This window comes from Loktanella atrilutea (assembly GCF_900128995.1).
Classification (GTDB): Bacteria; Pseudomonadota; Alphaproteobacteria; order Rhodobacterales; family Rhodobacteraceae; genus Loktanella; species Loktanella atrilutea.
In genome coordinates, this window is sequence record NZ_FQUE01000021.1 from 1 (window position 1) to 20,851 (window position 20,851).

Genomic DNA, 20,851 nt, shown 5'->3' on the forward strand with positions numbered 1-20,851 from the left:
CGCCCGGCGCGCTTGCCCAAAACGACCGATCCGACTACCAATCTCAAACCCGCAGACTCTCGTTATGAACGAGGGACCCGAGGGGGGCAGGTCAAAATTGCCATGACAACGCGGTTGCAGAGAGCTTTTTCAACCTGCTGAAACGTGAGCAGATCAGGCGGCGGACCTTCCGAACACGCGAAGAGACTAGGCAGGATGTGTTCGACTACATCGAGATTTTCTACAACTTAAAGCGTAAGCACGCGCAAAACGGAATGCTGTCGCCCACCGATTACGAGCGGCAGCAGAAATTGTAGCACGAGGGCGTCTAAGAAACTCGGAGCTATGCAAACTGCATGAAACTGAAATAGCCGAACCTTTCGCAACGTCCTTTGAGATACCACTGGTGAATTTATAATGTCAGCAGCTCACCTCGAATAACTCCGTTCCGGCTCAGATACCCACGGCTCCGGTGGGCAACAGCTGCGAAAGCTGGGTCGGCAAACAGAGCGTCGGTCATTTCCGGAAGGTTATAGTGCGGTATCGACGGGAAGATATGATGAACGAGATGGCAGTTAACATTGAGGGGCGAGATACATAAAGATTCCAGAAGGCTAGGGTCAATATGCCTCGTTGCATCAACACCAGATCCTTCTGGGAGAGAATGATGTTCTGCGATTGTGCGGATGCGCACAAGCAGCAGGGAGATCGTGACATAAGGCAAAATCCACAATATCAAGAAATTGAGCCAGCCATTGGTGAACCAAAGCGCAAAAACCAGCGACGCCAGAAAAAAATATACTGTAAGTCTTTCTTCCCATGTCAGCGGAGCCGGTTTGTCGACATTTCCAAAATGATTCTGCGCGGGTGTCCAGTTCGCAAACTCTTGCGCGTACTTAAGGCTATTTGCGCCAACAATGTCCTGTAGAAAGACGATCATCGCATTCAAGGGTCGTTTAGGCCAGTTCCAATGGCGAGGGTTAGATTGGAAGACCAACCAATTTGGATCGTTCTCCGAATTTGGATCGCGATGGTGTAGCGTGTGGTCGGCGCGATACCTTGAAACAATATATCCTACTGGCAGTCCGCACGCGACATTTCCAACGATTTCATTCGTCCGCCGTCTCTTAAAAAGACGGTAATGAGAGGCATCGTGCATGAGAACGCCAAGTGCATGCTGTCTTGTCGCGATCGCAACTATTGCAATTGCGTAAACCAGCCAGTGACTAGACCAGATCGCCGCGGATGCAGCCATCGAAATGACCAACCACTGCCGAACGACCGCCCACGTTGATTTCGAACTATTGACAATACTTAGATGTTTCGCCTTTGCGATGAACTCTGGTTTGCGGGCAATCGACACGGTTTTTGAAGAAACAGTCATTCAGATCACTTCCAGTCAAATTCCGGTGCTCAGGCGCGCAAACTGAGTCGAAGCGTGCTCGCTCTCTCGAACGATGTAAGCCCACCCGCCGGCCAAACTCAATGAGCAGGTTTGTCATGTTATTGGTGCACCCTAAGTGTGGAGCCCTCTCCGCGACCGCCGCGTGGAAGGCCGCAAGCGCCAAAGGCATATCGAGACGGTGAGATAGCGCATATCCGATGACCTTGCGGCTGCAGGCATCCAAAATAGCAGCCAAGACGTAGAAACCGGTCGACAACCGAATGTAGGTGAAGTCCGCACCCCATACCCGGTCCGGATGATAGGGAATATTTTTGCGGTAGAGGTTAGGGAAGATCCGGGAATCGTTCTGGCTGTCGGTTGTGCGCACAAAGCGTCCGAGTGGCTTGATGCCGAGTGACCTGCCCCCCGTCCCGAAGATGAGGCCGGGCAAGAGCGCTTGCAGCGCGATATCGGAATGTTTTCTCGGAACCTTCGACAGACGATGCGTGATGAGCCACCGGATCCGGCAGTGGCCGACCGGTTGTTCACGCAAGCTCTGGACTTCGCCGGGATCGAGCGTCTGCGTCAGAGCTACCCTGAATATCGACGCGACGTCGATTTTCAGCGAGTGCGCAACGGCTTTCAGGTTCTTTTGCGGGAATGCGTCGAGATCGCAGCGGACTGGAGTGGCGTTCTTGATTACTTCGAAGGCAAGGACCAGGTCCCGCTCATGACAATCCATAAAAGCAAGGGCCTCGAATTCCACACCATGATCTTTTTTGGTCTCGATGCCAAGACATGGTGGAGCCTGTCGCCGGAGCGTGGCGAAGAGCTAAATTCATTCTTCGTCGCGTTTACTAGAGCGAAGCAGCGGGCGTTCGTCGCTTACTGCTCCGAGCGGGGCCATGCTATCGACTGGCTGGAACAGCTTCTCCTGCCTGCAGGTGTGGAGCAGATCGACGGAGCCAATATTGTCACTGCCGACAGGTAAGGACCGCAGATCCTGGGATCAGCAAGGCGGTTTCGTATCGGACGTGGTGGAGTGCTTGAAGTGGACGTCAGCTTGGAAGTGGCTGAACGGCGGCTATGGGCCGGAAGCGACGGTGTGTCTTTTGCCGTCAACTATCTGGCGCGCCGCGCTGCCGCATGTCCGCTACGAGCCCTTTCATGACATTCGTGCCGAGGATCTGAAATGGACCTCGGTCACGGAACCTTTTCTATTTCGTCAGACAGCAGGCCTTTCGGATAGCGACTTGGACTGACCGCAGGATCTTGCGCACCGTGTTGCGCGACACATGCAGGTCCCGGACAATGCTTCATCGACCAGCCCTGCACATGAAACGCCCGACGCACCCGCGCTATCGTATCCACTCACTTCAACTCCCCCTCCCATCCGCTGCCTCGCAACGGATGGTCAGATGAAACCTGAAAGGGGGTCAAAATTTAACGCCGATTACCCGGCCAAGGGGGTCAGTTTTGCACGCCGAAACACAACTACGGATCGGACAGACGCCGAGATACAGGTTCGGCAATCGAAGGATACTGCGACCGGTGGGATGCGTTTGGCTCGGTATCCAGCTTACATGACGATTGTCATTGAACCGAGGCTGGATTGCTCGCAGGCCTGACTTCGAGGTGGAGCGTAGGCCTGCCTTAAGCCCCGATTGTTCGGTCTACCGACCGGCGGTCAGCTGGATCAAGAGCGCCGTCAATACGCAGGTGTTCTACTGCTTATCTTGACATGCAGTCAAATACCTGCATATTTAAGGGCGACTAAAGCAGGAGTTCCGATGGATGATAACAAGGTCTTTAAGGCGCTGGCGGACCCAACGCGCAGGTCGTTGCTCGACAGCCTGTGTGACGCAAACGGTCAGACACTCGGACAGCTTTGCACGGCGATGGACATGACCCGCCAGTCCGTGACGCAGCACCTCGCCTTACTGGAAGGCGCAAACCTGATCAGCACCACGCGGCGCGGTCGCGAGAAGCTACACTTCATCAACCCGGTCCCGCTGCACGATGTCTACGAGCGGTGGGTTCGCAAGTTCGAGACCGCGCGCTTAGGCCTTCTCCATGACCTGAAGGAACAACTTGAAAGGAACGACGAATGACCGACAAATCAGCCAGCTTCATCTACGTCACCTTCATTCGGACAACGCCCCACAAGGTTTTCGATGCGATCACTACACCTGACATCACCCGCCGCTACTGGGGGCATGAGAACGTCTCGGTGGATTGGCAGCCAGGCTCTGCCTGGCAGCACGTCCGCGCCAACGACGCGCGGACCGTCGAGCTTGTCGGGACCGTCCTCGAAAGCGATCCGCCCCGTCGCCTTGTAATCAACTGGGCAAACGAGTCGCAGCAGAGCGACCCGGATCAATACAGCCGCGTCACTTTCGACATCGAGCAACAGAACGATCTTGTGAAGCTGACCGTGACCCATGACGAATTGCAGCCGGGCAGCGGCATGCTGGTCGGCATCAGCAAGGGCTGGCCGCATGTCCTCTCGAGCCTGAAATCCTATCTCGAAACCGGCGACGGGCTCGGTTTGTGAGGACGTTCATCATATTGGAGGAGGGTATCTATGACCGACAAAACCTACGCTGGCGGATGCGCGTGCGGCACCGTCCGGTATCAGGCCACAGGCACGCCTGTCGCCGAACTTCATTGCCAATGCTTGCATTGCCAGAAACGCAGCGGCACGGGACATGCGTCCTACATCGTTTTTGCAGGGCGCGGCGCTGTCAGCATCACGGGAGACGCGAGAATCTGGCGCATTGCCGGCGACAGCGGGCACGAGAAGTCCCATGGCTTTTGCCCGACCTGCGGGACGCCAACCCATGTGACCTTCGCAGCGAGTCCAGATATCACCGCGGTCCTCCCCGGAAGCCTGGACGATCCGACGATATTCCAACCGTCATTCGTCACCTACGGGTGCCGTGCCCTCGATTGGGACAGGCAGGATCCGGCGTTGACTATCATTGAGAGGGGTCCTGTATCCTGATGTGTCGCTGACAGATCTGAATGGCGCGAAACTCACGTCAGTCGAATAAGCGAATGCCAAGCTGAAAGGGTCAATCGAACATGATTACGCCTGAATGCAGAGTCAGCTTCGTCCGCTCAGCGGAGCTTAGCCCCTAGCAAATGCTGCGCAACGTGCGAACGACCGCTTCGGTGATGCTGCGCCGCCGCGTGGTCGCCCAGTCCCAAGGTCGGCAATGGGCCGGAAACACCGATTTCGAATTGCTGCAGGGGCGAAATTCTACACCTAACATTGGCGTCAGCGCAACGTTTTGACGTTAACACGCCGAAATGCGCATCCGTCCTCATGTCAGGTCATGCAAGTCCTTGCCCAGCGGTGAGCCAACGTGGAAGTCGGAAAACCTTACCGTCAGTCCGGCCCGTTCTGGCGTGCAGCACATCGGGCCCACCAGATAGGTTGCCGCCACCGGAAACGGGCACAGCCGTAGCAGGGGCCAGCGCTGCCCGTCAGCAGAGCTCTGCAGCCGGAGGACGCCCTTGGCCACCGTCACCCGAAGGTAGAGGTCGCCCGCAGGCCCGCCGTAGGCCGACGTCGCCCAGTCAGATTGCCCCACGGTCAGCACGCTGCCGAGGCAAGCGTCGCCGTCCGACATCTCGATCCCGGCCTTGATCCAGGTGTCCGCGTCCACCCGCACCATGATCCCCGCTTGATCGTAAAGAGCCGTGTAATCGCCCCGCACCCGCAGCGTGGCGGTAAAATCGCCCCGCACCGCATGCTCCAGGAAATGCCCGCTGTCGCGCACGAAGCCGTAATGCGTGTTGCGCCAGAAATCGCTGCCCGCGTCGGTCGTCACCTCCAGCACGTCATCCTTGACCGCCCAGTTCCGGGGTGGATTCAGCCATGTACAGGTATCGAACATCGAGCGCGCCTTTGAGCCGGGTGGCACGGAATTATGCCACGCACGGTTAAAATGCAACGCCATGGGGCGAAGGCCCAGACGTTGTGTGCGGGGCCAGGGCATTCCTCTCGCGCTGATAAGTCCTGTGATCTCTGCGGCGCGCCAATACTCGCCACTTCCGGCCGATACTATTTAAAAACTCCCTCGAGAATAAATTGACTCTGAAAATTCGAACATCGTTCTCGACACAAGTCATTTTCCACACTCTTTCGGAAAGGCGGGTTTTCGAGAGAAGAAATTCTGGTGATCCCATGTTTCGTGACGAACAGGCGAGTTTTTCAACAGTATCACCGCAAGGCGGACCTTCGCCGCCAGAAAATGCTGCGCGAGGCACGAAAGACTGCTTCCGTGAAGCTGCGCTGCGGCAAACTCACCCGGTCCGAAGGTCGGCAATGGGCCGATCGCTGCACTTTTTACATCGCGGCCGGGATGCCGAGGCACAGTGCTTACGACAAGATCAGCGCATCAGGCATCACGCGATCCAAGAATGCAGCGCTGTGCGTCGTGATCGGGAAGATGTCAGCGGGCAGGTGCGCGGTAAAGCACAGGTCTTCCGCAAAGTTCCTCGCGGCGGAGATCGTCTCGACAGGGAATTCGATGAGGATATCGATGTCGCTGTCATGACGCATTTCCCTCCGCGCCGCGCTGCCGTAGGCGATGAAACGGCCGCCGTTCTGTTGGGCATAGACCTGCAGGGCGATGACGATGCGGTCTGCGTCCATCCGGGCAGCGGCAGTGCGCGCTTCACGTTCCTGAAGCGTGACAATGGATGCCATGGAGGAAATCTCCAGCTGACGGTGTCATCTTTTATGATGCCGTCTGCCAAGCGATCATGTCCAGACCGGCAACCGTCGGCCTTTGCCGAGAGGCTTGGCCGGATCAAGCGCCGGGCCGTACCGGACGAGTGCTTTCGCCACAAGGGCCTGATGTCAAAATGGATCGACGGCAACAAGTAGGCGGAGCACCTGCCAGTATCCACCTTGTCGCAAACCCAACAGAGTGATCGTGTCACAGCGTCCTGGGGACGTTTGCGTCATACGATATGGCACCGGGCGGTCGCAGAAGAACATTACAATTCGCCCGATGACGCGGCCGGTTATTTTTTCTTCTTGTCGCTGATGTTCAGCGGGGTCTTGCCCTTGTTGAAGTCGGCAGTGGCCAGAACCTTGACCGCTTCCTTCTTCGGTTTCTTGGCTTCCTTGCTGCCGCGTTGCTTGTCGCCTTTTGACATAATGATGCTCCTTGCTTCGGATGTCGTCGATCGTCCCGATCGAAAAGGGTCTGCCTCGGACATCCCCGCGTTGGCACGCAGGTCACGCCCTCCCCGAGCGAAGGGCCATGAACCGACATCACCCTATCCGCGTCGCGAACGCCAGCATTGGTTTGACTGCTTCAGTCTCCGCACGCTGGTGGAGGAGTTATAATTTTTTCTGGGTGATGGTCCGACCGACCGGTCGCTATTCCGCAGTCCTCAATCCGCCGCGGTCGGATTTCATATCCTCGCCGCTTTGATGGATCACCATCCGCTCCGACGGAAATGGCTTGAGCAAGGCGAAGGCCTCGTCGGGCGTGCCCATCAGCCACTGTTCGTAGTCCGCGGGATCGAGGATCACCGGCATCCGGTCCGGATGAGTTTCTCGCACCAGTTCGTTCGGTGTCGAGGTAACCATGGAGCTGGTCATCATCTCGCGCAGCTCGCCGCCGCCATAATTGCCGGTATAGGCGCGCCAGACGCCCGCCAAAGCAAAGGGCGGCCGCGCGCCATCCCCCGTCACGCCAAACCAGACGTAGGTCGCCGGGTTGCGGCCCTTCGCTTCGCAGAAGCTTGTCGCTGGGATGAGACAGCGTCGTTCCTCGAAGCTGTTCCGCCAAAAACCCGACATACGCAGCTTGTCATCCCGCGCGTTGTTCACCGCCTTTGGCTGGATCGGCTTGCCGGTCCTCTTCGACACTTGCGGCATGACGAAGCCCCAATGCGCCGTTCGGAGCCAGCGGGCGCCATCGTCGTTCACGCCGACAATTGGTGCCATACCCTTCGGGAAGATAGCGCTCAGGGGCTCGGCATTGCCGAGCGCGTCATGCGCCGCATCGACTGCGAAAAGCTGCCGCATCGCCTCCTTGGCCATCGTGTTGGAGTAGAGGTTGCACATGGCGCTGAAGATAGACCGTCTGTCACGTATCGACACCCGTTCCCGATCGTATGGTTCACGTCAGAGGGCGATTTCGGATCGGCGCCTCGACGTTCTGGCGCACGGTTAGGGACGAAAACAGCGCGCCGTCCTAAAACATCACACCCCAACGGCTGTCGTCGGTGTCGCGCACGCTTTGGCCGAAGACCTCAATCGTGCCTGCGGCGGGGACCAGCAGTCCTACGATGGCGTGCAGCAGCACCGACTTGCCGGTGCCCGACCCGCCGACGATGCCGATGATCTCTCCGCGTCTGACATCAAGGCTCAGGCCATCGTGGACCGTATGGGTGCCGAACCGGGTGACAAGGTCGCGCACGCGGATGATGGGGTCTGCGACCGGGTCTGGCATCAGATCCCTACCGTCGCAAAGAAGATGAAAAACAGCGCGTTTATCACGATCACCATGAAGATCGACAGCACGACGGAGGTCGAGGTCCGCTGGCCCAGCGATTCCGCATCTCCGCCGACGCGCAGGCCTTCGTAGCAGCCGATGATCAGGGCAAAGAACGGCGCCTTGATCATGCCGACGCCAAAATGCCAAACGTCGGTATCTAACAGCAGGCGCGATTTGAATACGGCGGGGGGGACGCCAAGGTCGATCCACGACATCGCCGCCCCACCGATCAGCCCCGAGAGGTCCGCGATGAACCCCAGCGCGGGCAGCATAAGCATCAGCGCCAGCACGCGCGGCACGACAAGCACAGCGACCGAATTGAGGCCGAGGGTGCGCAGGGCGTCGATTTCCCACGCATCTTCATGGTGCCCATGGCAGCGGTAAAGGCGGACCCCGACCGGCCCGCCACGATGATTGCCGTCAGCAGGATGCCCAGTTCGCGCAGGACAGAGATCGAGATCAGGTAGACGACGAAGATCTCGGCCCCGAACTGGTGCAGTTGTGCTGACCCCCGAAAGGCAAGGACCACGCTTGTCAATCGGCACGCAATCTTGACCCCTATCGGCATCCAAAAATGACCCCCTTTGAGCGCACGGGTAGCTGGTCCGATGCGGTGTAGCCCTCATGCAGCGCAGCCGTATCGGGCCAGCGGGGTTTTGGTTATTCGCGGGTCTTGAAGCGCCAGCTCTCGTTGCCGGTTTCGACGATGTCGCAGTGGTGGGTAAGTCGATCGAGTAGCGCTGTCGTCATCTTGGCGTCTCCGAAGACCGACGGCCATTCACCGAAATCGAGGTTGGTCGTCACGATGATCGATGTGCGCTCGTAGAGGCGACTGACGAGGTGGAACAGCAACTGGCCGCCGGTCTGTGCGAAGGGGAGATAGCCGAGCTCGTCGAGGATCAGGAAGTCGAGGCGGCACAGAAGATCCGCAGTGCGCCCTTGGCGATCAACGCGGGCTTCGGCGTCGAGTTTGTTCACAAGGTCGACGACGTTGAAGAAGCGGCCGCGCTTGCCGCGGCGGATGCAGGCCCTGGCGATGCTCACGGCGAGATGGGATTTGCCGGTCCCAGTGCCGCCGATAAGCACGACGTTGCGTTGATGCTCAAGGAACTCTCCAGAGGCCAGATCGCGCACCAGCGTCTCGTTGACCGGCGTTTCTTCAAAGCTGAACTCGTCGACCTCTTTCGCCAGCGGCAGCTTGGCAATCGTCATCTGGTATTTGATCGAGCGCGCCTGCTTCTCGCTGATCTCGGCATTCAACAGGTCGCCGACAATCTGTTGCGGTTCGTGCTGACGCTTCACCGCCGTGGTGATGATCTCATCGTAGGCGGCCTTCATGCCGTAGAGCTTCAGCTGGCTCATCGCGTCCAGCACCTGTGATCGTTCCATGGTTGGGTCTCCTGAGGCTGTCGTAGCGTTTGCAATCGGCGACGGGCTCGCAGGTCAGTCGCAATGCGGCCGGCGTATCGATGGTCAGTGACGGGGTCGGCTCGCGATATCGGGCCAGGATGTTGATAACGACCGAGGCCGCGGGAACCCCTTCGTTCAAGGCTTCGGCGCAGGCAGAATCCACCGCATCCAGCCCATCGATCGGGATCATGCTGAGGATCTGGACCATCTGCCGGTCACCGTTCGGCACCTTGCCAAGCTTGCGCTGCACACGCCTGATCGCTGGCGGCAGGTCCCAGTCCTTAAAGGGCGCGCCATTCCTGAGCGCGCCCGGTTTGCGAGCCAGAACAGGGATGTAGTGCAGCGGGTCGTAGATGGCCTTGTCGCGCCCGAAGGCTCTGTCGTGCTGCCCCACAATCTTGCCGTCCTGCCAGAACTCGACTCGCTCGGCATAAGCACGGATCTCGACAGGTCGACCGACGGCGCGGCCATCCACGGAGTAGCGGTTCTTGTCGAACCGAACGAGGCAGGGTGAAGGGCGTCCCGGAATTGATCCAGCGGACCAATTCAGCCCTGAACGGGCGGAGCCCCGGACTTGGACACCGAGGCAGGCAGCGCGTGGAAGCCGTTGAAGGGGCCGACATACGGCACCAGGCTGGCGCGTTCTTGCTCGAACACCTCCCAAGTTGTCCGATCCTGGAGCTCGGGGTGCGGGTTGGACTTAGCCCGGGCAACGCACCGGTCTTCAAGCCAAGGATTGAGTTCGGCATAGCTTTTGAACTTCGGTCGCGGCACGAAGAACCGCCGCAGAATAACGCCGACCTGGTTCTCGACCTGTCCCTTCTCCCAGCCGGATGCCGGGGTGCAGGCGACAGGATCGACGAGGTAATGCCCGCACATCTGCTGGAACCGCCGGTTGTAGGCGCGGTCGCGGCCGACGAAGATCGTGTCTACTGCGGTCTTCATGTTGTCGTAGATGCCCCGCGCGCAGGCTCCATCGAAGAAGGCAAAGGCCTTGTCGTGCGCATCAAACACCATCTCTTGCGTCTCGCGCGGATAGGCCCGCACGAACAGCATCCGGCTGTGGCAGAGGCGGACGTGCGCCACCTTCACCGTGGTCGTCGCGCCATCGATCACTACGATCTCGTGGCTCCAGTCGAACTGGTAGGCCTCTCCCGGATCGAAGCTCAGCGGCACATAGGCGGCGGCAGATGCCTCCTCTTCCTCCTTGGACCACGTCGCTGCGTATCGCCGGACGGCATCATAGCCCCCATCATATCCTCGGGCCCGGAGTTCCTCGAAGATGCGGATGCGGGTCAGTCGCTCGCGCTTGGGCTTCCGTGCGTTCACCGCCAGCATCTCGTCGAGCATGCCTTTCCAAGGCCCGATCTTCGGCAACGGCTGAATGGTTCGCTCATAAGTGAGCTCCGTCGCACCGGACCGGATCACCTTGCGCACCGTGTTCCGCGATACCCGCAGCTCCCGGCAGATCTGCTTGATCGACTTTTTGTCCTGAAAATACGCCTGCCGGATCTTCGCTATCGTCTCCACGACCAACATCCCACACTGTGCTCCCCGATGACATCGGGAGCATCATTACCATCAGTGTAAGGGGGTCATTTTTGGACGCCGATCACCCCACTACGGGGTCAATTTTGCATGCCTGTTCACACCACGCTGATCAGGAAGACCATCAGCGCAACGATGGGGACGGCGTTCAGGCCAACCTGCTGGCATTGATGCACCAGCGACGTCAGCCGCAGAAGTCTTGGCCGCAGGACAAGACCGCCAAGGGTGGCCACCACCTAACCCAGAAACGACAAAAGCTCCTTTGCCGTCTGCGCTGCCGTCGCGACACGCGCGCCAAAGGTTGCGACACTTGCGACAATGCCGTGCGGCAGTGGCGGAATGACGCCTGTCGGGGTCATGTTTTGCCGCACAGTTTCGATCAACTGGGTCTGCGCCGGTGTCGCATTCAGGATGTTGGTCTGCGCACCCGCCGTCTGCCGGGTGATGACCCACCAGGCACCGGCGGTATCCATGACGGTAAGGCCACCGATGTCGACCGTGCCGCCAGACCCCATTTGCACGGACGAAAAGGCCCGCACCAGTTTTTCCACCGCTTCGATAGTCAATGCGCCCACGAGCGCCAAGCTGTCGCCGGTCTTCGTGAGCGTGATCACCGCAGTCCGGTCGTCAGATGCGAGGTCCGGTGTCACGACGGCGCATCCCGATCGCCCTTCGCGACGCATACGCTCGGGATCACGAGGCACCTGATAGTAATCTTCGCCGTGCGATTGCCAAGGTCACTGCACCGTCAAGACGGGGCATGCGGCATGCGAGGTCAGCTTTTGCGACACGCTGCCGACCAGAAGACCGCGCAGCGTGCCCAACCCCCGGCGTCCGGCGACAATCAGATCGATGCCGTCGTCCTTAGCGTAAGTCAGAATGGCCTCTGCCGCACTGCCGCGCAGCACCTTCGTCGCTGCCGCAGCGTGGCCGGCCTCTAACGCGATGGCGGCACCCTGTACCAGCACTTCAGCGGCACGCGCGCGAACCTCGGCCTCGTCCGTGGGGACGAAGATCACGTCGGATCCGACGGCGATCGCATCGTTGCGGATCTCGGGGACGTGCGCGATCACCATGGCGGCGTGATACCTATTGGCAAGGTCCGCGGCGATCCGCAAAGCTGCGGCGGCATGCTCCGATCCGTCAAAGCAGACGAGTATCCTGCTAAACATTCTGATCTCCTGTATGCGTGTTCCGAGCGATACACCCGAAGCAGGACGTCAGAGTTGATGTGGATCAATGTCTGAAGGAAATTTGAGTTTTCCAACAGTATCTCCGCTAAGCGGACCTTTTTTGACAGAGAATGCTGCGCGAGGCACTAAAGACTGCCTTGGTGAAGCTGCGCCACTGCGTGGTCATCAAGTCCCAAGGTCGGCAACGGATCGGAAGCGGCCTTAATGGTCAGGCGGCAACTGCGGCACGGTGTGCAACCTGTCGATTCTGATTCACGGACCAACGCGCAGGTGTATTTGCAAAAAATGCGCTTCAGGAAATCACGCGGTTTAAAATTGCCTAATCCTGTTTAATAAATGCAAAGACCTTAATTACCGCAGCAGTGGTTCAATACGTTGCAAGCTGACCATAACACTACCGAGATGATGGCGCATTGCAACTGAGGCCTCCACCATACTTCCCCGTGAAATCAGGTCCAAAATTTCAAGATGTTCCCGTGCCTGACCATAGTAGCGGCTACGATCTACCATCGACCGGTAAGCCAGTAGACGCCGTACCTGGTTCACCCGTCGCAAACTATCAAGCATGAAAGGGTTGCCGCTGGCTTCCGCCAAAGCCTCGTGAAAATTCACACCGCGGGCATAGAGTGACTCGATGCTTGCGGTATCGATTTCACCATCGAGCATTCGCTTCTCCACCTCGATCAGCTGGTTCAAGACCTTAGGATCCAGCCGGAATCCAGGCTCCAGCAGAATGGCGGGCTCCAAGGCCGCCCGGAGGCGGTAAGTCTGTTCCAATCCGTCGGGTGTCGTCAGCATTTCATGGAACATCCAACCGTAGCCGCGACGCTTGTGCAGCCAGCCCTCCATCTGCATCCGTAACAAGAGGCTCCGCAGATCGGCCTGTGTCAGATCGTAACGCTCCCGCAGGGCGGCTTCCGACACGACATCGGGCAGTTCGCCACGTAGCCGGTCATCCGCAATCTGCAGATACGTTTCCGCCAGTGGATCATTGGAATCACTGCGGCTTGCGATCGTCAGACCCTCTCCGGTGACAAAAAAGCCGCGTTTGGGTTCGTGACGCACCACCTTGTCGGCCACGAGCTGGGCCAGCGCCTTCTGCACGGGAGAGCGGGATACACCAAACCTATCCGCCAGGGATTGGGCCGACATATGCGCACCCTCAACAAGGCCCTCCTCGCGGATGTGGGTCATGATTTGTGCGGAAATCTGGGTCGGCAGGGACTCCAAGGGGCGTTTCAGGTTGCTCAAGGTCACTCCATGGCTTGGGTGGCCAAATTGTGCATAAATTGCTCTTCAAATGCAACATGTTGCACCGCTTAGCCTTCCTTTTCTGCACTTTGGTCTATTAAAATGCAATTATTTCATTGCGGCATCCCTGCGCGCTGGTTACCGTGAAGCCAACATGAGGGGGGAGCCGCATGTCAAAGCGCCAGACATCTGATGGAGATCCGCAGCATATGACCTGCGTCGATCTGCGTGTCCGCTATGGACAGGCGGTGGCATCCTTACCTTACACATTCAGGATTTTACTGGAGAACGCGCATCGCGCAGAGCGCAGCGCGGATGTCGCAGCCATTCTATCGTGGCCCGAGGACGGGCCGGGGCAGGCGCAGGTGGAGTTCAGACCGCGCCGCCTGCTGATGCACGACACGACGGCTGTGCCGGCCTTGATCGATTTAGCTATGATGCGGCAGGAGGTGGCACGTTCAGGTGGCAACCCTGCTTTGGTCGACACGGTAGTGCCAGTGGCGGTGTCCATCGACCACTCCATAGGCGTGGATCATTACGGCTCACCAGATGCGATGCTGCGGAACCGCGCGGCCGAGATTGCCCGCAACGCGGAACGCTACGCCTTTCTGAAATGGGCTGATGAGGCTTTTGACCGTTTGCGTGTCTTTGCCCCCGGCTCGGGTATCCTGCACACGCTCAATATCGAACACCTGGCGACTGTTGCGGACGTTCATGGCAGCACACTGGTGCCGGACACCATGCTGGGCACCGACAGTCACACTCCCATGATCGGCGCACTGGGTGTTCTGGGATGGGGCATCGGTGGGCTGGAGGCAGAGGGGATCATGCTGGGGCACCCCATGCCGCTGCGTTTGCCCGAGGTTGTCGCGGTGCGGTTGACGGGTCAGCTGCGCGACGGAGTCTTTGCAACCGATCTGGCTCTGCATGTTACGGCAGAGCTGCGCGACATGGGCGTAGTTGGCGCGTTTGTAGAGTTTCATGGCCCTGGCTTGGAGCGACTGAGTGTTGGTGCGCGGGCCGCCATCGCGAACATGGCACCTGAGTATGGCGCGACAACGGGGTTTTTTCCGATCGATGCGGCGACGCTTCGCTATCTGACTGAGACGGGACGGACTGAGACGCAGGTGGCCCGCGTCGAAATGCTCGCGAAAGCAATTGGCATATGGCACCGTCATGATTGGTCACCGGGGTGCAATCGCAGTCTGACGATCGACATGAGCGCACTTGCACCCACTGCCGCCGGCCCGCGTCGGCCGCAGGACCGCCAGCCTATCGCGGCCCTCGCGCAGGCGCCGAACGTGGGCGCAAAAGTGGCGCTCGCCGCCATCACGAGCTGCACCAACACCGCGGATCTCGAAATGCTGGTCACGGCCGCACTGATAGCAGAGACCGGTGCGACCAAGGGCTTGCGAGTCCCCGATTGGGTCAAGACGTCCTTCGCGCCCGGCTCTGCCGCAATGATCAATGCGCTGGACCGGGCCGGGTTGTCGGCTGGCCTCGCAGCATCTGGCTTTGATGTGGTGGGGATCGGATGCACGACCTGCATCGGTAACTCCGGCCCCCTCTCCAAGGACATGGCCCGCGCAATCGCGGAGGATCCTGACATGCCTCGCGTCGGCATCCTTTCAGGTAATCGAAATTTCCCAGGTCGCGTTCATCCAGAGGTGCTCGACAGTTACCTCGTCTCCCCACCGCTTGTCGTGGCTTTCGCCTTTGCAGGACGCCTGGTTGACGTGAACCGGGTGCCTCTCGGCACAGACAAGGCCGGACAGCCGGCGTTCCTGGCGGATATCTGGCCCAGCCCAGCCGATGTCGCCGCAGCAATGTCCCTCGCGGCCGATCCGGACAATACGCGCTGCGCTTATGCTACGGCGCAGGGCGGGCAAGAATGGGATGCGCTCCCCGCCCCCGTAGGCCCTTTGTATCCCTTCACTCCCGCATCGACTTATCTTCGGCCGCCACCTTTTGCACAGGGCGTTGCAGCCCGGCGCAAAAATTTGGCACTGCTCGCCGCATATGGCGACGATGTGACGACAGACCATATCTCCCCGGCTGGTGCCATCCCCGCCGGTCAGGCCGCGGATTGGCTTTCAGCGGCCGGGACCGCCGGGCGCAACGTCTTCGCGGCGTATCGCGGCAACTATGAGGTCATGGCCCGCGGTGCGTTCACCGCCCGCACTCTCGTCAATCTGCTGTGCGAGGACGCGCCGCCGGGGCACACCGATCTGGGCGACGGGGTGATGCCGTTGTTTGAAGTCGCGGGCGTGCCTTCGGTCATCCTTGCAGGCGAACGCTATGGACAAGGCTCATCGCGAGACTGGGCGGCAAAGGCACCGGGGCTGCTTGGTGTTCAGGCAATTCTGGCGCGCTCTTTCGAACGGATCCATCGCAGCAACCTGATCGGTATGGGGCTGGCGCCGGTCGAAACGCCACCGGAATGGGCCCCGCATGTGCTGATGCCCCAGCCCGGAGATCGTATCCTGATAGATTGGCCAACGCGGTTTTCACCAAGCGCAGCAATCGACCTGACATTGCTGCGCAAGGGCGAGCCGGTATCTCGCGCCAAGGGGTGGTTGGCCTGCGACACGGATGCCGAGGCCGACCTGCTGAATGCTGGCGGCATGATCCCACACATGTTGGCGTCGCTGCACAAGCAGTGCGACGCACTGGAAGGAGAGACAGTTTGACCCTGAAACTTGCCATGATGCCCGGAGATGGCATTGGCCCTGAAATTACCGCGGCAACGCAAACGGTCCTGAAGGCTGCCGATCAGGCATTCGGCCTTGGCATCTCTTGGGTGGAGATTGCGATCGGCTTCGACGCGCTCGAGGCCTCGGGCACGACATTTCCCGACAGCGCACTTGATACGGCCCGTGCTTGCGACGGGATCATCCTCGGCCCGGTGTCTCACAACACCTATCCACCACGCGCAGAAGGCGGCCTCAATCCTTCAGGGGAGTTGCGCAAGCGGCTTGACCTCTACGCCAACATCCGACCCGCACGCAGTCGCGCCGGCATTGCCCCGCGCACGGGTGTGCCGCTGAATCTCGTCGTCGTGCGCGAAAACACCGAAGGCTTCTATGCCGACCGCAACATGTTTCAGGGCGCTGGTGAAATGATGCCAACAGCCGACGTCGCGATGGCGTTTCGCAAAATCACCCGCGAAGCCAGTATGAACATCGCCCGCGCAGGATTTGCCGAGGCCGAGGCACGCAGACTGGCGGGCACCGGACCGGGAAAGCTGACTGCTGTGCACAAGGCCAATGTGATGCGGGTGTCGGACGGGCTGTTCTTGGAATGCGTGCGGCTTGTGGCAAAGGACTACCCGCAGATCGCCTATGACGAGCGCCTGGTTGATGCGATGTGCGCGCATCTCGTGCGCGATCCAGGAGAGTTCGACGTCATCTGCACGACCAATATGTTTGGCGATATCCTGTCGGACTTGGCGTCAGAGATTGCCGGAAGCCTGGGATTGGCCGCTTCTCTCAACGCAGGCCACGATTTCGCAATGGCGCAGGCACAGCACGGCTCCGCGCCGGATATCGCCGGGCAGGACAAGGCCAATCCCTCGTCGCTGATCGGCTCCGCCGCGATGCTGCTCGACTGGCTAGGTGCGAAACGCGGCGACCAGAATATTCGAGCGGCCGGCAAGGCTGTCGACGAAGCACTGGAGACGGTGCTGCTGCAACCCGAAAAGCGGACAGGAGATCTTGGCGGTAGGTCAGGGACCCACGCTTTTGCAGAGGCTGTCGCAGCGGCGGTCACGTCATGAGTCCTTTCGCCCGCTTGTGTGACAGGGTTGATCGCGGGCTTGCCGCGATCGAAACCGTAATCATTGCCACCCTTGCGGTGATCGGCATTGGTCTTGGCACGATGCAAGTCGTCCTGCGCTATGTCTTCAACACCGGCTTCGAATGGAACGAGGCCTATTTCGTGTTGGCGACGGTGACCGCGATCCTGATGGCCGGTAGTCGCGCGGTACGCGACGACATGCATGTGCGGGTCGACGTGATCAAGATGATCGTGCCTGCGGCCACCGCGCGAGTGCTGGACCTGATCGCGCATGCAGCGTCGCTGGCGCTGTGCGCCTTCTACGTCTGGTGCGGCTTTCTGTATGTGAACTTCACCAGGGCGATGGATACCGCGAGTCCGGAGACCGGGCTGAAGGACTGGCTTGTCTACTCGATCATGCCTTCAATTCTTGTCCTGTTCTGCATCCGCTACCTGCTCCGCATTCGCGCAACCTGGCTGGGGCATGACGTTGCGCCGCATGGGGATGGTGTCGCATGACTGCTCTTGTCCTCGTTGTTCTGTTCTTCTTCCTGATCGTTATCGGTGCGCCGGTCGCAGTGGCACTCGGTGGCGCGGTCGTCGCAACCTCGTTGATGCTCGACCCGATCCCCGCAGCAATCATCGGACAGAAGGTTTTCGCAAACCTTGACCACTTCACCCTGATGGCGATCCCCTTCTTCTTCTTTGCATCGGCTCTGATGGAAACCGGGGGCCTGGTGCGTCGACTGATTGATCTGGCCAATGCTTTTGTGGGGCACTGGACCGGAGGTCTCGGTGTCACGACTGTGCTATCTTGCATCTTCTTCGCTGCCATTTCCGGGTCCAGCCCGGCGACCGTCGCCGGCGTTGGGCGGATCATGTATCCGACCTTGGTCAAGGACGGATACACCCCCCGTTATGCCTTGGGTGCGCTGGTAACCGCGGGATCGATCGGCATTTTGATCCCGCCCTCCATTCCTTTGATCATCTACGGGTTCGTTACTGAATCATCTGTCACGCGTCTTTTCATGGCGGGTGTGGTGCCAGGCCTTATCTACGGCGCAGGCATGATGGTGATGGCCTGGTTCCTGGCGCGCAAGGCCGATGTTCCGCGCAGGCCCCGGCTGGCATGGGGAGAGCGTCGGGCGCCGATCTGGGCCGCCCTGCCTGCGCTCATGCTGCCGCTGGTGATCCTGGTCGGCATCTATGGCCTGCCCAAGTTCGATCTCGGTATCCTGTCGTATCAGGGGGGAGCGATCTTTACCCCAACCGAAGCGGCAGTCATGGCGACGCTTCTGGCATTGCTGATCGGCATGTTTGTCTACCGGGAGTTGACGGCCCGCGACGCCATAAATTGTATCGTGAGCACCGCCCCGTCAGTCGGCATGATCTTCTTCATCACGACGAACGCACTTCTCTTTGCCTTCTTCATCACCAAGCTCGGCATTCCCGCTGCAGTAACCGGCTGGATCATGAGCCTTGGCCTGGAACCCTGGCAGTTCCTGTTGATGGTGAACCTGATGTTCCTGATTGTCGGCTTCTTTCTTGAAGGCGTGCCGACAATCCTCATGTTCGTGCCGGTCCTGTTCCCAGCTGCCGTGGCCGTCGGCGTGGATCCGGTCCATTTCGGGATCATCGTGATCGTCAATATCGAGCTTGGTCTCGTCACACCGCCTGTCGGTCTCAATCTTTTCGTTGCCTCCGGCGTGTCCGGTCAACCCGTGCTGGAGGCCTTCTACGGCGCGCTGCCCTGGATGGTCGTGACCATCTGCGTCCTGCTGCTCGTCACTTTCGTCCCGGAGCTTTCGCTCTGGCTGCCTGACCTGATCTTCAACTGAAACCCTTGGGAGGAACCAACATGAAACATATCGCAATCGCCGCACTTCTGGCACTGACCGCGCCTGCCGTGCAGGCGGCAGATATCATCCTGTCGAATGACAACAACGCCGTCGGCGTCAAAGGCCAGACCTTCGATCTTTTGGCGGCGGAAATCACCAAGCGTCTGGGTGACGGCACCACTGTCGAAGTCCATCACTCCGGCTCGCTTTTCGACCAGAAAACCCAGATTCAGGGGCTTCAGCTTGGCTCCGCCACCTTGATCGCGCCCACTTCAGGCATCTACGCCACGATGGCCCCGGGCGTATCCGCGCTGACGCTGCCATTCCTGCTTTCGACCCCAGAGCAGGTCCAAGAAGCGATGCAGGACGAGACCGTGCGCGCCGCGTTCCTGCCCGACTTCGAGGCCAAGAACATCGTGCCGGTCGCGGTCTGGATGAACGGTCCGCGAGAGCTGTCCTACAAGGGCGACAAGGCGATCCTGCTGCCAGAGGATATGGCTGGCGTGAAGGTTCGCGTGCAATCGGTGCCGTCCGACATCGCGGCCATGAACGCGGTGGGTGCCAACGTGATCGCAATGTCATGGTCTGAGGTGCCGACGGCCTTGCAGCAGGGCGTGATCGATGCAGTAGAACCTACTGCGAACGCGCTGTCGGGTGCAGGCTTGGTCGAGATCATCGATCAGATGACCAAGTTTGGCTACCAGTATTCTTTCTACATCGTTGGGGCCAACAAAACCTGGTGGGACGGCATGTCTGAGTCTGACCGCGCAGCGGTGCAGGAAGCGCTCGACGTTGCAACGGCTTGGAACTTCGAGAACGCCGCCAAGGAAAATGCGGCTGGTTATCAGGAAGTCATCGATGCCGGTAAACCCGTCAACGAATTGACGCCGGAGCAGCGCGCTGCATGGGCCGAGGCGATGAAGCCGGTCTGGAAAGAGTTTGGCGATGATGTCGTCGGCGAGGCCGCCATGGCGCGTCTGCGTGAAATCGGTGGCGTCAACTGATGCACTCCGGCTCACGGTCCGGATGCATGACCTGCCTCCGGACCGAAAAAACAGGAAGGGGTCGCGCGTCCCTTTCCTTAGAAACCATAGAGCCGGGCCGGGTTGTCGACGAGAATAGCCTGGCGGACCGCCGGCGCATCGAACCATGCGCCGATCGTCGCCAGCATGTCGCTCGGATCGATGTCGCGATAGGGCTGCGGCGCCGGGTTCTCTTGCGCGACATTGGCATGATGCGGTGCATGCGGCCAATCGGACCCCCAGACGACGTTTGCCGGATTCTCCGCATGAAGATCGCGCGCAAGGGCCGCGATCGCGACGGTCTCCGCGGGATGATCCAGACGGTAAGTGCCAGAGACCTTGACCCATCCCGTCCCCCGGCCGAGCAGATCGCAGATTGCGTGTTCCGCGGCGCCATCCCGTGCCAGCACCGGAAGAAGTCCAAAGTGATCAAAGACGATCGGCACGGTCAGATTGCGCAGATCCTCTGCCAAGGCTGCAATGACATCCGCCGACGTGAACAGTTGCAGATGCCAGCCATTGCGCGCGCAGAGGCGCTCTGCGATGGAAAGACGCTCTCGCGCCTGATCCGGCGAATTCAAGCCAGTTGTATTCAGATTGACGCGAATGCCCCGCGCTCCGCGGCGATGCAGCTCATCGAGCTCCGCGGCAGATGTGTCGCCATCCAGCTGGACGACAGCGCGGGCGCAGGATCCAAGCTCCGCGACACCATCCATCATGCAGCTGTTGTCGGTGCCGAAAACGCTCATCTGCACCACAACGATCCGGTCGATGCCGGTTCGGTCCATCATAGCACGCATGTCCTGCGCCGACGCGTCGGCGGGCGTGTAGGCGCGCGGGCTCGTCATCGGGTAACGGCTGAGCGCGATATGCGTATGGCAATCGGTGCAGCCTGGCGGCACGAAAGCGAGCCTTGTCATCGAAATTC

The 20,851-nt window shown here is 59.7% G+C and carries 22 protein-coding genes and 4 pseudogenes; 12 read left to right on the top strand and 14 right to left on the bottom strand.

Going from position 1 to position 20,851, the window contains the following annotated elements; all coding sequences use genetic code 11:
* Positions 1–95: 95 nt before the first annotated feature.
* Positions 96–296 (top strand): annotated as a pseudogene (locus BUA54_RS19325) (IS3 family transposase); the annotation flags it as partial.
* Positions 297–391: 95 nt separating this feature from the next.
* Here BUA54_RS19325 and BUA54_RS19330 read toward each other — a convergent pair.
* A complete protein-coding gene (locus BUA54_RS19330; RefSeq protein WP_084114671.1) occupies positions 392–1,363 on the bottom strand; it encodes a fatty acid desaturase family protein in 972 nt (323 codons plus the stop codon).
* Positions 1,281–2,129: a DDE-type integrase/transposase/recombinase gene (locus BUA54_RS21065; protein WP_245810815.1), complete on the bottom strand. Its 849-nt coding sequence runs from the start codon at positions 2,127–2,129 to the stop codon at positions 1,281–1,283. Before BUA54_RS21065 ends, BUA54_RS19330 begins: the two co-directional genes overlap by 83 nt.
* Between BUA54_RS21065 and BUA54_RS19340 the strand changes: the two genes are divergently transcribed.
* From BUA54_RS19340 to BUA54_RS19355, 5 genes are all read left to right on the top strand, one after another.
* Positions 2,016–2,354, top strand: coding sequence for a 3'-5' exonuclease (locus BUA54_RS19340; RefSeq protein WP_245810822.1), 339 nt, complete (start codon positions 2,016–2,018; stop codon positions 2,352–2,354). The two genes, BUA54_RS21065 and BUA54_RS19340, sit on opposite strands and share 114 nt — an antisense overlap.
* Positions 2,335–2,625, top strand: coding sequence for a hypothetical protein (locus BUA54_RS21070; protein ID WP_143155540.1), 291 nt, complete (start codon positions 2,335–2,337; stop codon positions 2,623–2,625). Before BUA54_RS19340 ends, BUA54_RS21070 begins: the two co-directional genes overlap by 20 nt.
* A gap of 528 nt (positions 2,626–3,153) precedes the next feature.
* A complete protein-coding gene (locus BUA54_RS19345) occupies positions 3,154–3,474 on the top strand; it encodes an ArsR/SmtB family transcription factor (protein ID WP_072858898.1) in 321 nt (106 codons plus the stop codon).
* Entirely contained in the window at positions 3,471–3,917 is a 447-nt protein-coding gene (locus BUA54_RS19350; protein ID WP_072858899.1) for an SRPBCC family protein, read from the top strand. The genes BUA54_RS19345 and BUA54_RS19350 overlap by 4 nt, the downstream gene beginning before the upstream one ends.
* Positions 3,918–3,947: 30 nt before the next feature.
* Positions 3,948–4,367: a GFA family protein gene (locus tag BUA54_RS19355; protein ID WP_072858900.1), complete on the top strand. Its 420-nt coding sequence runs from the start codon at positions 3,948–3,950 to the stop codon at positions 4,365–4,367.
* Between the two features lie 322 nt (positions 4,368–4,689).
* Here the strand turns inward: BUA54_RS19355 and BUA54_RS19360 are convergent, their stop codons facing one another.
* Positions 4,690–5,265 (bottom strand): DUF1349 domain-containing protein, encoded by a 576-nt coding sequence (locus tag BUA54_RS19360; RefSeq protein WP_072858901.1) that lies wholly within the window; start codon positions 5,263–5,265, stop codon positions 4,690–4,692.
* Positions 5,266–5,555: 290 nt separating this feature from the next.
* On the opposite strand from BUA54_RS19360, the gene BUA54_RS21655 reads away from it, so the two are divergent.
* Positions 5,556–6,260 (top strand): hypothetical protein, encoded by a 705-nt coding sequence (locus BUA54_RS21655; RefSeq protein WP_245810825.1) that lies wholly within the window; start codon positions 5,556–5,558, stop codon positions 6,258–6,260.
* A 140-nt stretch (positions 6,261–6,400) separates the two neighbouring features.
* On the opposite strand, the gene BUA54_RS21780 is transcribed toward BUA54_RS21655, so the two are convergent.
* From BUA54_RS21780 to BUA54_RS19405, 10 genes and pseudogenes are all read right to left on the bottom strand, one after another.
* The gene (locus tag BUA54_RS21780) at positions 6,401–6,535 is read right to left on the bottom strand and encodes a hypothetical protein (RefSeq protein ID WP_272911355.1); all 135 of its coding nucleotides are present in this window, start codon (positions 6,533–6,535) and stop codon (positions 6,401–6,403) included.
* 226 nt (positions 6,536–6,761) lie between these two features.
* Positions 6,762–7,454 (bottom strand): SOS response-associated peptidase, encoded by a 693-nt coding sequence (locus tag BUA54_RS19370; RefSeq protein WP_072858903.1) that lies wholly within the window; start codon positions 7,452–7,454, stop codon positions 6,762–6,764.
* A gap of 67 nt (positions 7,455–7,521) precedes the next feature.
* A pseudogene (locus BUA54_RS19375) lies at positions 7,522–7,842 on the bottom strand (ATP-binding cassette domain-containing protein); the annotation flags it as partial.
* Positions 7,842–8,425: pseudogene (locus tag BUA54_RS19380) on the bottom strand (MlaE family ABC transporter permease); the annotation flags it as partial. The pseudogenes BUA54_RS19375 and BUA54_RS19380, both read right to left, overlap by 1 nt.
* Positions 8,426–8,547: 122 nt before the next feature.
* A complete protein-coding gene (istB, locus tag BUA54_RS19385) occupies positions 8,548–9,276 on the bottom strand; it encodes an IS21-like element ISPkr1 family helper ATPase IstB (RefSeq protein ID WP_143155541.1) in 729 nt (242 codons plus the stop codon).
* Positions 9,206–10,836 (bottom strand): annotated as a pseudogene (gene istA, locus BUA54_RS19390) (IS21 family transposase). Before istA ends, istB begins: the two are co-directional and overlap by 71 nt.
* A 107-nt stretch (positions 10,837–10,943) precedes the next feature.
* Positions 10,944–11,078 carry a hypothetical protein gene (locus tag BUA54_RS21785; RefSeq protein ID WP_281250664.1) on the bottom strand — a complete coding sequence of 45 codons (135 nt, stop codon included), beginning with the start codon at positions 11,076–11,078 and terminating at the stop codon, positions 10,944–10,946.
* Between the two features lie 3 nt (positions 11,079–11,081).
* Positions 11,082–11,495, bottom strand: a complete 414-nt coding sequence (locus tag BUA54_RS19395; RefSeq protein WP_178352802.1) for a hypothetical protein — start codon at positions 11,493–11,495, stop codon at positions 11,082–11,084.
* A gap of 87 nt (positions 11,496–11,582) precedes the next feature.
* Positions 11,583–12,017, bottom strand: a complete 435-nt coding sequence (locus BUA54_RS19400) for a universal stress protein (RefSeq protein WP_072858905.1) — start codon at positions 12,015–12,017, stop codon at positions 11,583–11,585.
* 372 nt (positions 12,018–12,389) lie between these two features.
* Positions 12,390–13,289, bottom strand: a complete 900-nt coding sequence (locus BUA54_RS19405) for a GntR family transcriptional regulator (RefSeq protein ID WP_218588319.1) — start codon at positions 13,287–13,289, stop codon at positions 12,390–12,392.
* A 170-nt stretch (positions 13,290–13,459) separates the two neighbouring features.
* Here BUA54_RS19405 and acnA point away from each other — a divergent pair, with 170 nt between their 5' ends.
* From acnA to BUA54_RS19430, 5 genes are all read left to right on the top strand, one after another.
* The gene (gene acnA, locus BUA54_RS19410) at positions 13,460–15,979 is read left to right on the top strand and encodes an aconitate hydratase (protein WP_072858907.1); all 2,520 of its coding nucleotides are present in this window, start codon (positions 13,460–13,462) and stop codon (positions 15,977–15,979) included.
* Entirely contained in the window at positions 15,976–17,064 is a 1,089-nt protein-coding gene (locus BUA54_RS19415; RefSeq protein WP_245810823.1) for an isocitrate/isopropylmalate dehydrogenase family protein, read from the top strand. The genes acnA and BUA54_RS19415 overlap by 4 nt, the downstream gene beginning before the upstream one ends.
* Entirely contained in the window at positions 17,061–17,582 is a 522-nt protein-coding gene (locus BUA54_RS19420) for a TRAP transporter small permease (protein WP_084114673.1), read from the top strand. Before BUA54_RS19415 ends, BUA54_RS19420 begins: the two co-directional genes overlap by 4 nt.
* A complete protein-coding gene (locus tag BUA54_RS19425) occupies positions 17,579–18,901 on the top strand; it encodes a TRAP transporter large permease (protein ID WP_072858909.1) in 1,323 nt (440 codons plus the stop codon). Before BUA54_RS19420 ends, BUA54_RS19425 begins: the two co-directional genes overlap by 4 nt.
* A 68-nt stretch (positions 18,902–18,969) precedes the next feature.
* Positions 18,970–19,905 (top strand): TRAP transporter substrate-binding protein, encoded by a 936-nt coding sequence (locus BUA54_RS19430; protein ID WP_178352803.1) that lies wholly within the window; start codon positions 18,970–18,972, stop codon positions 19,903–19,905.
* 77 nt (positions 19,906–19,982) lie between these two features.
* Here BUA54_RS19430 and BUA54_RS19435 read toward each other — a convergent pair whose 3' ends face one another.
* Positions 19,983–20,843 (bottom strand): amidohydrolase family protein, encoded by an 861-nt coding sequence (locus tag BUA54_RS19435; protein WP_072858911.1) that lies wholly within the window; start codon positions 20,841–20,843, stop codon positions 19,983–19,985.
* Between the last annotated feature and the right edge of the window lie 8 nt (positions 20,844–20,851).

Coding starts and splice junctions, on each gene's coding strand:
- BUA54_RS19330 (WP_084114671.1), bottom strand. CDS start 1,363: ATGACTGTTTCTTCAAAAACCGTGTCGATTGCCCGCAAACCAGAGTTC.
- BUA54_RS19345 (WP_072858898.1), top strand. CDS start 3,154: ATGGATGATAACAAGGTCTTTAAGGCGCTGGCGGACCCAACGCGCAGG.
- BUA54_RS19350 (WP_072858899.1), top strand. CDS start 3,471: ATGACCGACAAATCAGCCAGCTTCATCTACGTCACCTTCATTCGGACA.
- BUA54_RS19355 (WP_072858900.1), top strand. CDS start 3,948: ATGACCGACAAAACCTACGCTGGCGGATGCGCGTGCGGCACCGTCCGG.
- BUA54_RS19360 (WP_072858901.1), bottom strand. CDS start 5,265: ATGTTCGATACCTGTACATGGCTGAATCCACCCCGGAACTGGGCGGTC.
- BUA54_RS21655 (WP_245810825.1), top strand. CDS start 5,556: ATGTTTCGTGACGAACAGGCGAGTTTTTCAACAGTATCACCGCAAGGC.
- BUA54_RS21780 (WP_272911355.1), bottom strand. CDS start 6,535: ATGTCAAAAGGCGACAAGCAACGCGGCAGCAAGGAAGCCAAGAAACCG.
- BUA54_RS19370 (WP_072858903.1), bottom strand. CDS start 7,454: ATGTGCAACCTCTACTCCAACACGATGGCCAAGGAGGCGATGCGGCAG.
- istB (WP_143155541.1), bottom strand. CDS start 9,276: ATGGAACGATCACAGGTGCTGGACGCGATGAGCCAGCTGAAGCTCTAC.
- BUA54_RS19400 (WP_072858905.1), bottom strand. CDS start 12,017: ATGTTTAGCAGGATACTCGTCTGCTTTGACGGATCGGAGCATGCCGCC.
- acnA (WP_072858907.1), top strand. CDS start 13,460: ATGTCAAAGCGCCAGACATCTGATGGAGATCCGCAGCATATGACCTGC.
- BUA54_RS19420 (WP_084114673.1), top strand. CDS start 17,061: ATGAGTCCTTTCGCCCGCTTGTGTGACAGGGTTGATCGCGGGCTTGCC.
- BUA54_RS19425 (WP_072858909.1), top strand. CDS start 17,579: ATGACTGCTCTTGTCCTCGTTGTTCTGTTCTTCTTCCTGATCGTTATC.
- BUA54_RS19435 (WP_072858911.1), bottom strand. CDS start 20,843: ATGACAAGGCTCGCTTTCGTGCCGCCAGGCTGCACCGATTGCCATACG.